Here is an 11389-nt window from a genome sequence, read left to right as displayed (position 1 = left end):
AATTAAAAGGTAATCCTGGCGCCTAGCGTATAAACCCTCTGCATTGGATACTCTATAGCACCTGAATAAATGGTCTCAGGATCCAATGGCTTACGAATAGGAGAATACTCCCAAAGATTCATGCCGGAAAAATAGATATTGGCATTTTGGAAGCCAATGGTCTCCATCCAATTTTGAGGAAGGTTGTAACCAAAGTTGAGGTTTTTCAAACGAATATAACCTGCATTTTGCAAGAACCTGCTTTGTGTTTGGATGTTTTTCTTGTCATTGGTAGAGATATGAGGTGCAGCAAAATAAGCATCTCTGTTGTCTTCAGACCAAGAGTCGGTAATAAAATACTCTTCAACATGTCCTGCGTTGAAAGGGAAAAACCAAGTCCAGTTGCCTGAGGTAGGCCAGTGATCCCTTTTCCAGATACCTTGGAAGAATAAATTTAGGGTGAAGTTTTTATACTGGAAATTATTGTTCAAACCAAAACTCAATCTCGGCGTTTCATTACCAATAATTTTTCTATCTCCCGGATCACTTAATGTACCATTACCCGGAGAAATTATTCCATCTCCATTCAAATCAGCATACTGAATATCACCGGCTCTCCAGTTTGCACCTAGTCTTGATTGATCAGGAGCATTGTCTACCTCTTCTTGTGATTGGAAAATACCAACTGTTTCATAGCCCCAGATTTCACCCAACTTCTGTCCTACATAGTACTGGCTAATCACACCTTCAGGATTGATAAATTTGGTGATTTCAGCGGTCCAGTCAGACAAAGCCAAGGTGATGTCATAGTTCAACTCATTGTTAACCTGATCTTTCCATGTAACAGCCAATTCCCAACCTGTGGTTTTCAAATCAGCTGCATTGGATTGAGGAGCATTGGTACCCAAGATAGAAGGGTATTCCTGACGCATCAACATGTCTTTGGTTTCTCTTGAATACACATCAAATGAAGCATCAATCTTTCCACCAAACAAGGTAACATCAACACCTATATTCTGAGACACTACAGTTTCCCAAGTCAAAGTAGGACTTACAAGCCCTGCTGCAGATACATAAGGTGTACGCTGACCGGCACTCAACATAAAGCCGGACTGTCCTGTTCCTAAAGTTGGGATATAAGGATAATAGTTGCTACCTAACAATTGGTTACCTAAAGTACCGTAAGAAGCACGGATTTTTAACTCATCCATCCAGTTTTTGGTACCGGCCATCCAGTCTTCATTGGAAATTCTATATCCTGCAGAAAAAGAAGGGAAGAACCCAAATCTACTGTCAGAAGGGAATCGTGAAGTACCGTCGTATCGACCATTGGCCTCCAATAGGAATCGCTCATCAAAGATGTAGTTTACCCTGTAGAATGCACCTCTTAAGGAAACGTGGCTGCTGCTACCGAAGGTTTGTTGCAAACCTGTAGTGGCATTCAAGTCCGTAATCAATGGCGTAAGCAAAGTATTGGCTTGTGCCCGGATGAATTTATTTTGACCCCATTCTTGGTTGAACCCAATCATTGTGGTCAAGCTATGAATTTCAGGTAACTGAAATTTATAATCTGCATAAGCATTGAATACATAATACTGGTTATAGCTGGCTCTTTCATCAATAAAGTCATTGCCACTAAATCCATTGCTAATCAATCCATCTGCAAGTAAGTTCGTATCTACAATCTCAATCTTACTGGCAACATTTTGCTCAGAACGATGGAAGAAATTATAAGAGAAATTTGATTTAATGGTTAAGCCTTTTGCAGGAGTTAGAGTTACACCCTGTGTCAACCAGATATCGTTATTGGTCCAAGTAGATCGTCCTCCATCTTCCAAATAAGGAAAGAAGTTGGTGCCACCAAAATACATCCCAATATAGGGTGCATAGGTATCTCTGTCTCCTTGATTGACATAATAAGGAAGGTCAGGAAACTGAACCGGCATGATTGGGTTTACCCTGGCAAGGGAGTTGATATTTACATCCCAGTTATAGAAATAAGGCTTGTCACTTTGTTGGGAATTGATTACGATTTTCTCATCCAATGTCAACCAATCTGTAACTTTAAATTCGGCCTTCATCAAAATATTGTAACGCTTGAAGTTCTCGTTACGGTCTGAATTAAGGTAACCATCTTTGTTGAGATGACCTATCGATACAAAGTAATTTGAATTCTCTGATCCTCCGGAAATGGACAAATCATGCTGCTGAGAAGGAGCAAATTCTGTCATGATTTGATCTTGGTAATTATTGAAACCATAAAATCTCAAATTACCATCAACCACACCCCAAGCGTTTTCATCTGTAGGGTTTTCAGACCAAGCCTTCGTTCCATCAATCATGTCCTGATCATAAGCAGGTCTACCATTGGTTCTTTCATTGGCCAAGTTTCTGGCTTGAACGAATCGATAAGGATCAGTAATCGGATCCATATTGAAAATAGGCTTACCCAATGACATTTGACTATTTAGGGAAACGCGTACTTTACCGGCTTTACCACTTTTAGTCGTTACCAATACCACCCCAAAAGCTGCTCTTGCACCATATACTGCTGCTGCGGAAGCATCTTTAAGTACAGATACACTTTCGATATCATTTGGATTGATTCTATTCAGATCCATCGGTACATTATCCACCAAAATTAGTGGGGAACCACCATTAATTGACTGATAACCTCTAATATTGAAACTAGGGCTTTGCGCAGGATCACCATTTTGAGGAGCGATATTTAAGTTAGGAATTACACCCTGTAAGCCTTCACCTACGTTGGCAATAGGTCTATTTTGCAGCCTTTCACTTGTGGCTACACCTACAGCACCGGTCAGGTTCACTTTCTCTTGCGTACCATAGCCTACAACTACCACCTCATCAAGAGACTGTGTATCTTCTACTAAGGTAATGTTGATTGTACTTCGGTTGCCAACATTTACAGTTTGGCTTTCAAAACCGATGAATGAAAATACTATTTGTGCATTTTCGTCAACTGTTAATGAAAACTTACCGTCCAAGTCTGTCGCAGTACCAATGTTGGTTCCGGGAACTGAAACTGTTGCCCCAGGTATTGGCATGCCACTTTCATCTGTAACGGTACCAGATACGGTAATATCGGCCTCTGCATTATTGATTTTGGCATTAGCCAATACCGTTGGTACCTTTTGTATGTTTTCCAAATTTTTGTCTAAACCTTCCGTTTGTGCTTTTAGCCCCACGGAAAACAAACAAAAAAGGATTGCCGGTAGCCATGACATCGGTTGCATAGCCCGGTAAAAATGTAAACTTTTTTTCATAGTGGATTATTTGTTAATTGATTTAATTCTTTCCGAGACCTTCTCTCGGATCTTTACTTTACTCTTTCTTCATTATTCTTTATTCATAGGCATGGATAAGTATAGTTCACTAAAATTAATTTTATAAAACTTAAAATATTGATCTGAGAATAGATCAAATACTTTATATTTTCTACGTTTTAGTAAAATCTAACTGAATGAAACCATATTTACTTGGGAAAGAGAGGTTATTTTAGGTTTCTCCGAAATTTTACATCATCGAAGTTTAGTTATATTTTCATAAAGAAAAAAATTAATCCAAAAAAAATGTAAAAATTCAAGATAAAATTTAACATTAACGTTTTAGTTTTAAATGATAAAAATATGTTAATTTTTAATTAACACCCATAAGTCAATGTTAGTGGTCAAAACAAAGTTTTAACGGAAAATTTAAGGGCATCAATAAATAATAGCTCCTCAAGTACCAATATACTATTTTTCATATCTTAGAGCCATATATTTATATTTAAATCTTAAATTCACCAGTAATCACCAAAGAGGATAAAACCTCAAAATTAGGTAGCCCTATTTTTGAACTCAGTAAAAAGAAAAAACACGTAAGATTAAAGATAAAAAGATGAATTTCTTTTTTAAAGAGCATTAAATGTAAATTGAACATTTTAAATATTCCTCATGAATTTTTCATCTCGAATAGCTGGTACAAAGTCAAAAGAAAATACAGCAGCTCTATTGCGATATAAGTATCTTACAACTCAAAATTGAATCAAATTGCATATAATTAAAATGAGATCAAGCTAAAACTCCCCTCATTTGGTAAAAATAGGATCCAATACTTCACAATAAGAAACAATTCTAATCAGGTAAATTTAATTTGTAGCCATATAAAAATACCAAGGATTTATTTTACAATCTCCCGCCCTTTTTTTTCAGGCAAACCTATTGGAGCCATAATGATTTCTCAGGAACAATTAGCGGAAGGATCAACAAACATTTAACACAAAATTCAAGGATTCCTAAAACAAAGCTGTAATTACAACCGTTAAATATAAAAAAATCAATCAACTAGTATTTTATGACATTTTTTTAAACCAAGATATTCTCCATTGATGTAATTATTGAATTTTTTGGTTAAAGATATGAGTACATTTAAAAAAAAATAACGAAATTTACCAAGTCGAATAAAAGCAATAAAACCATAAATAATTAACGAATTAGAACTAAGAACCTCACGGGTACGTTACTCATTTGGTGAGAGTTATATTACTGACATTTTCATTTATTGAGTGCTTTATTAACAAAAATTAAATCAGCAATGTTTAAATATTCGAGTCAAACCAGGGTTTTAGTGGCTGTGGATTGTATAATCTTCGGGTTTGATGGTACAGATTACAATTTATTAATGGTTAATAGGGGTATTTCTCCCGAAAAAGAAAAATGGAGCCTTATGGGAGGTTTCCTGAAAGCGAATGAATCACTTGATGAGTCAGCCAATCGAATACTCTATGAACTCACAGGCTTAGAAAATGTATTCATGGAACAAATGCACACGTTTAGCAAACCCAATAGGGATCCCATAGAAAGGGTTGTAGGCGTTGTATACATGGCCCTGATTGACATTAAAAAATACCAACACCAGCCACATGATGATTTTCAAGCCCGCTGGTTTCGCATGGATCAAATTCCAAAATTGATTTTTGACCATCAGGAAATGGTAGAAATGGCCTTTAATAGGTTAAGAAGCAAAGCTGCCTTTCACCCGATCCTATTTGAATTATTGCCGGAGAAGTTCACATTGCCCAAACTTCAGACTTTGTATGAAAAATTGTTTGCTACTAAAATTGACAAACGAAACTTTACCCGGAAATTACTCTCCAGTAAAATCATCCAGAAAATTGAAGAAAAAGACAAGACAGCTTCAAAAAAAGGCGCTTTTTACTATACTTTGAACCCTTCTACTTATAAGGAGAATTTTCAAAGGACACTGAACCTAATTCCTAAAAGTGAAATACCTTCGCTTATTGAATAAGAAAAATAGCCGGATAGTGTAGGCCATTCCAGAGAATCGATCACCCAGTGGAATGAAATAACTTTATAACAGCATGCTCTTAGTTAAATCTAGTCCGATTAAATGGGTGGGATAAAAAAAGCAAAACCGTAGCATTTAAAAAATGCTACGGTTTTGTCATCTAATTCAGCTCGATGCTTTAAATCCCTCCTATTCCAATAAACTTTTGAGCAACTCCCGTACTGCTTGCGGGTTTTTGATATTGTAATTGGCCTGTGTATAGGTATAGCCTACCCTTATGGTATAAGCGTTCTTTGGCATGGCTTTAAACGTATCTTCATCGGTCCAATCATCTCCCAGGGCCATGATAAAATCATAATCCTCTCCCTTCATCATGGCGGTTGCCGCACGGCCTTTATTAATATCCGGCCGCTTGATCTCCAGTACCTTATTCCCTTCCAGTACTTGTAAGTTATGTCCTCTGGCCATGTACTTCAAGTGGCTAAACAATTCTCTCATCCGAAGATCACCTAAACCACTCTCCACTTTCCTAAAATGCCAAACAAGGGAATGGTGTTTTTCCTCAATCAAAGCTCCCGGAGTACGTAACACATAATACTCCATTACTTTTCTGATATCTTCTTTCCAACTGTCGTCTACCTCGGCATATAAAATCCAATCTTCCTTTTGGTCTTTTCTTTTTAACCAAACACCGTGTTCGGCAATCATGTCAATTTTTTGTCCTTCAAACCATGCCCCTAGGGTTTCTTTGTCTCTACCACTTATGATTACTGTCTGGCATCTTTGTGCTAGTTTAGCAACCAATACTTTCAATTCCTCATCCGGGAAGGCATCTTGTGGTTTCCCCTTAAACCCTACCAAGGTACCATCATAATCTAATAGAAGTAACGGTTTTTTAGCTACATTAAACGCTTTCTTCATTTGGGCAATAATTTTCTTATCCAAGGCTTTGGATTCCAGATCAGCCTGCTTCTCTTTCACAAACTGTAGCCTGTCCATAAACACTTTGACCCACTGAAAGATATCGTATTTCTTCAAACTTGCCTGCATGGAACTAATTCTCATCTCCTGCTCCTCCTCATCCATAGAGAGAGCCTCTACAATGGCACTTGTTACCCCTTCCTGATCATTCGGGTTGACCAAAATAGCATCTACCAATTCTTTACTGGCTCCTGCCATTTCCGAGAGAATAAGCACTCCCTTTTTATCGGTTTTGCTGGCTACAAATTCTTTACACACCAAGTTCATTCCATCTCTAAGAGGCGTCACCAAAGCAATGTCTGACATGCTGTAAAAAGCACTTAACTCATTGAATGGAAAACTACGGTAAAAATAATGGATGGGCACCCAGTTTAGGGTTGAGAATTTACTATTTATGTGCCCAACTAAGGTGTCTATTTCTTCTTTTAAAGTTTGATAAGACTGCACTTGATCTCTAGAAGGCACCACCACCATTATCATGGATACTTTCCCTCTGTATTGGGGATTTTCATCCAAAAGTTTTTCAAAAACCTTTATCCGGTTGGGAATCCCTTTGGAATAATCTAGCCTATCTATGGTTATCAGCAACTTTTGGTCTCCCAAGGTTTGCTTGAATTTCTTTACAAAATTTTGGGTTTTTGGACTTAATGCTGCTTTTTCAAATTTCTCATAATCGATCCCCATAGGAAAGGCATCCACATTTATCAGTCTATTGTCTGCTTGAATAAACCCACTCTCATTTGAGAGACCCAAAATTCTTCCTACGGCACTTAAAAAGTGTCGCATGTCATCATAAGTATGAAAGCCAATCAAGTCGGCCCCAACCATCCCCTCAAGCATTTGTTTTCTCCAGGGAAGCATTCGCATGATCTCGTAAGAAGGGAATGGAATGTGCTGAAAAAAGGCAATGGTTGCATTAGGCAATTTTTCTCGCAGCATCATTGGGAGTAACAAGAGCTGGTAGTCATGTACCCAAATGGTGTCATCATCACTAGCTTTGGCTAAAATAGCATCACAGAATTTTTTATTTACATTCCAATATGCATCCCAATATTCATCCTCATAATTGATATGCTGGGTGAAATAGTGAAAGGCAGGCCATATGGTTTCATTGCTAAAACCCTCATAGTACAACTCCACATCCTTTTTGGTGAGAAAGACTGGAGCCATTTTCAATTTTATAAGCTCATCAACCACCTCTTTTCGTTGCCCTTCGTCTTCCACGTCATTTCCGGGCCAGCCTATCCAGATATTCTCCCCTTCCTTATAGATTGAACCCAAGCCTGTAGCCAAACCACCTGCACTTGGCTTAAATTCAAATTTCCCGTTTTTATGTTGTAAACTAATTGGTAGTCTATTTGAAACGATAATTGTTTTTGACATTATATTGTGTTGGTTTATTTTTTAAAAATTTTTACAAAAGTGAATACTACTTTTAACCTGAATCTATTAATGGAAAGTCAATTGCCTCAATTAAATCATCAGCCTATTTATTACCTTGACCTAACAATTGGCGTACCTAAAGCTCCTGACTATCCATACATCTTAACTAGAGTCACTACGTTTAGTGAATATTCCGGGGAAAAATGTCATTTTGGGTATTATGTCCTTTCTAATATAATCAAATTGGAAGGAAATAAAAACCATCAAGTAAATAACAGGCCAAAAGCCCATCCCTTAATCACCTCAATATCCGGCATTTCTTTCCCTAAACAATTTCCCTAAAAAATTACCGGTCAGTGCACTAAAGCCTCCAATCAAAAAGCCTAAAACACCGGTAATCCCTACTAAAATTGTTCCATTTGAAAAACCCATAATTTGAGAAAACTTATCAGGAAGATCTGAACCCGAAACTGACCAAATCACCAATGGAGCGATGACCCAAACACTTGCAACCCCAATGGCGCCGGCAATGAAAGCAAGAAAAGCTGCCCCTCTAAACCATGCCGAAACTGCTCCTATAAGCATCATCATTACGTAATAAGGTACAATTGAACCCAAAAGAAAAGCTATAAGCGCAATGACTAACATATGTACGATAAATTTCATATCAATCTGCGCTAAATTTTGTATAAAACAAATCTCCTGCTGCTTTACTTCTGTCTCGCAAGCCTATGGTTAAATATTCACCCGAAGCCCACGCATCTATAAGATTGTCATAGTATTTGCTACCGGGATTCCCTGATTGCCCTCCGGGATAAACACCCACAGCTTTAATTTCCGATCCCATCTCTACAATCATTCTCCAGCCAGGACCCCAGTCTGAAGCCGAGGCATTGACAATTCCTTTCCCTCCTCCAATGGGAATATTATACCTTCCAAAAGGAGTTAAGTTTGGAATCAAATGACTAATATGGGTATTTTTATAAGTGGACCAACTGATCGAATCCTTTCCGGCAGTAAGTTCTCCCATCTCTTCCACCATCCCTAGAAAACCTATATTGATCCAAAAGGAAGCCCCTTCCTTCTCCTTGGTTTTGGCATCATCAAACCAGGATGCATTGGGCTCATTTATTAAAAGGTTGGCGAGGTTAAATTTATTGGGATAGGAAATAGGCAAACCTTTGGCATCCCAAGAAGCATACAAGGCCTTTTCCATTTGATTCCACCAGGATTGAAACAATGCCGGAGCCATTTCACCTGCAGCAGCATCATAGTCCCAAGCCTCCAAAGGAGCCAACCACTTCTCTCCTAACACTATGTTCTGCCTATTCAGGCTATCTAGCATCAGGGGCAATATTTCTGAAGCATGTAGGTTATAATTATCCAATTGCAATGCCTTCATATCGTCAACTGTAATGGCAGTGAGTTGCAATAATTGGTCCGAAATTCTTCTATTTCTGAAATACTCATAATTATTGTTGTATACAAAATAGGGGTAATTATCAGAGACCGGATGTTGGTTGGCAGAGGTCACAAACTTCTTTTCGGGATTTATTTCTTCGGCATTATGTTCTGCGGGAATATAGCCTTGCCATTCGTAAATTGGCTTGCTTCCATCCATTAAGTATTTGCCCTGACCGCTCCATTTCAAGGGAAATTTTCCCTGTACCTTAATGCCAACATCCCCGTTTCGGGATGCAAACACAAAATTCTGAGCCGGTGCCGCATAATGTGTCAGGGCCTCCTCAAAATCCGAATAACCATTGGCTTTGTTTAAGTTAATGAATGTTTTTTGTTCATTGGAATCCCCATGGGCAGTCCACTTCAAGGCAAAGTTTGCCGGCTTTCCTTTCATTTTGAAATTCCTATCGTAAACGACCGGACCATAATGGGTATAGATCACAGTATCGACAAAATCATTCTGTCCTTTTACTGTGAAAGTTTCAAGCTGACGCCTGCTTTGGATCCATTGTCCATTGTATAAATATTCTTCTCTGGAGGAGTCCTTAAAGGTAATTTTGTACCAATCTTTCACATCTCTGTCTGCATTGGTCATTCCCCAAGCAAAATTCTCATTGAAGCCAATGATTACTCCCAAGGTCCCGGGTAAGGTGGCTCCTTTTACCGAATATTCAGGAGTGCTTAGTTGAGCAGCAAACCATAATGAAGGAAGGTTAAGTGCCAAATGCGGGTCATTGGCCAAAATTGGAAATCCAGAGGCGGTTTTCTCTCCTGAAACGGCCCAATTGTTTGAACCCAAACCGGGTTCTTTTTCCGGAAGCAATTGGGTGATTTTTATAGAGTCAATATAAGTTGTTTCCGGCTCTTCTACTTTTACCGGTTCGAAGTCCCAGGTTTCTTGAGCTACCACAGGCACCACTCCTTGGGGATAATCCGGGAAAAGGTTTCTCTGCCACTCGGAACCAAACAAATTGCGAAAATTAGTATTGGCCAAATCACTATCTCCCGATAAGGTTTCCGCCATATTCATTAGAAACAAAAGCGATTTATAGGGAGTCCAAGGCTCGGGGTAATAATCTAAAAGTTTGTATTCCAAAGGTAATTCTGCCTGAGAAAGTTGGTCAATATAAGCATTTACTCCGTCGGCATATGCCTCCATCAACTGCAGTGTCCTTGGATCATTATTTTTGAGATACTTCAACTTATTTTTGGCACCAAAACCTAAGCCTTTTCTGCGCATCTCCCTATCTCTATTTAAAGCAATCTCCCCAACGACTTCAGAAAGCCTGCCTTCCGCAGCCAAAGCCTGAAACTCCATCTGCCATAACCTATGCCTGGCAGTGGTATAACCTTGAACTTTATAAAGGTCTTCTTCATTTTCCGCAAAAATATGCGGGATAAGGTTTTCATCGTAGGTTACCTCCACCTCAGCTTGGAGTCCGGCTATGGTTACTTCCGTATCAGGATTGTAATCCTCACTGTATGCATTTTGCCAAAACCCCTTGTACGGATCAAAAATCTTGGCCAAAGGCGGTAAGTTGGCCATGTTTATCGATAAACCTACAGCCAATAATAGTGAAAACAACAATGAAAAAAAGAACCCTATATATTTCATTCAATATTTACCAATACTTTAGCTTTTTCCCATTTAATTTCTATCCCTTCATTTACCACTTTTATGGAAAGCATTTCCTGGTGGTCGGTTCCAAAAGAAGGGCTAACATTTACCCTTAAAACATCATTCTCTTCATTGTATTGAAAGTGACCGTGTTCTAAATCCCAATCCGAATTTAAAATGATAGTCCAAGGTTCGTTTTCCTTAGGAATGGTAAACAAAGAATACCTTCCGGCCTCCACAGCTTCTCCTTCTACTTTCACATCTTTTTTGAATGTCACATTTGTTGCTTCATTCGCGCCTGTTCTCCAAACCTCACCATAGGGCACCAAATCCCCCCAGATAACCCGGCCTTTTACCGATGGCGCACCATATTCAACTGCCACTGCCTTTCCTGCAATATTTCCGGAAGTAGTTTTTAAAGGACTGGCCCTTTCTTTTACTTCTTTTGCTGTATCCTCCATCATATTGTCATTTGACTTGGAAGAGGGGTTTGAACAAGAGAAAGCCCCCAAGCATATGGAAAAAACTGTTAAACTAAAAAATAGTTTCCTAAGGTCATTCATAGTGATTATGATTAAATTTTACACTAATCTATGTATTTTTTCCTTAATCATCCATGCATTATAGGTTAAATATCAATTTCCTGCCACCCAT

The 11389-nt window shown here is 38.5% G+C and carries 6 protein-coding genes; 1 reads left to right on the top strand and 5 read right to left on the bottom strand.

Annotated features, from left to right (window positions below; genetic code table 11):
• Nucleotides 1–2 precede the first annotated feature (2 nt).
• The gene (locus tag Q4534_RS07840; protein WP_303612613.1) at nucleotides 3–3266 is read right to left on the bottom strand and encodes a TonB-dependent receptor; all 3264 of its coding nucleotides are present in this window, start codon (nucleotides 3264–3266) and stop codon (nucleotides 3–5) included.
• 1312 nt (nucleotides 3267–4578) lie between these two features.
• Here Q4534_RS07840 and Q4534_RS07835 point away from each other — a divergent pair.
• Complete coding sequence (locus tag Q4534_RS07835) at nucleotides 4579–5292, top strand: NrtR DNA-binding winged helix domain-containing protein (RefSeq protein ID WP_303612612.1); 714 nt, start codon at nucleotides 4579–4581, stop codon at nucleotides 5290–5292.
• 189 nt (nucleotides 5293–5481) lie between these two features.
• On the opposite strand, the gene Q4534_RS07830 is transcribed toward Q4534_RS07835, so the two are convergent.
• From Q4534_RS07830 to Q4534_RS07815, 4 genes are all read right to left on the bottom strand, one after another.
• Entirely contained in the window at nucleotides 5482–7656 is a 2175-nt protein-coding gene (locus Q4534_RS07830; protein ID WP_303612611.1) for a bifunctional alpha,alpha-trehalose-phosphate synthase (UDP-forming)/trehalose-phosphatase, read from the bottom strand.
• 303 nt (nucleotides 7657–7959) lie between these two features.
• The gene (locus Q4534_RS07825) at nucleotides 7960–8322 is read right to left on the bottom strand and encodes a hypothetical protein (protein ID WP_303612610.1); all 363 of its coding nucleotides are present in this window, start codon (nucleotides 8320–8322) and stop codon (nucleotides 7960–7962) included.
• 1 nt (nucleotide 8323) lies between these two features.
• Entirely contained in the window at nucleotides 8324–10732 is a 2409-nt protein-coding gene (locus tag Q4534_RS07820; protein WP_303612609.1) for a penicillin acylase family protein, read from the bottom strand.
• Complete coding sequence (locus tag Q4534_RS07815) at nucleotides 10729–11298, bottom strand: DUF2911 domain-containing protein (RefSeq protein WP_303612608.1); 570 nt, start codon at nucleotides 11296–11298, stop codon at nucleotides 10729–10731. Before Q4534_RS07815 ends, Q4534_RS07820 begins: the two co-directional genes overlap by 4 nt.
• Nucleotides 11299–11389: the final 91 nt, after the last annotated feature.

Source organism: Cyclobacterium sp. 1_MG-2023, from assembly GCF_030546805.1.
In the GTDB taxonomy this organism is placed as follows: Bacteria; Bacteroidota; Bacteroidia; order Cytophagales; family Cyclobacteriaceae; genus Cyclobacterium.
This window is presented reverse-complemented; position numbering and strand designations above follow the sequence as displayed.

What these genes read in the sequence shown, in the direction of transcription:
- Q4534_RS07840 (WP_303612613.1), bottom strand. Translation starts at nt 3,266, where the DNA reads ATGAAAAAAAGTTTACATTTTTACCGGGCTATGCAACCGATGTCATGG.
- Q4534_RS07835 (WP_303612612.1), top strand. Translation starts at nt 4,579, where the DNA reads ATGTTTAAATATTCGAGTCAAACCAGGGTTTTAGTGGCTGTGGATTGT.
- Q4534_RS07830 (WP_303612611.1), bottom strand. Translation starts at nt 7,656, where the DNA reads ATGTCAAAAACAATTATCGTTTCAAATAGACTACCAATTAGTTTACAA.
- Q4534_RS07825 (WP_303612610.1), bottom strand. Translation starts at nt 8,322, where the DNA reads ATGAAATTTATCGTACATATGTTAGTCATTGCGCTTATAGCTTTTCTT.
- Q4534_RS07820 (WP_303612609.1), bottom strand. Translation starts at nt 10,732, where the DNA reads ATGAAATATATAGGGTTCTTTTTTTCATTGTTGTTTTCACTATTATTG.
- Q4534_RS07815 (WP_303612608.1), bottom strand. Translation starts at nt 11,298, where the DNA reads ATGAATGACCTTAGGAAACTATTTTTTAGTTTAACAGTTTTTTCCATA.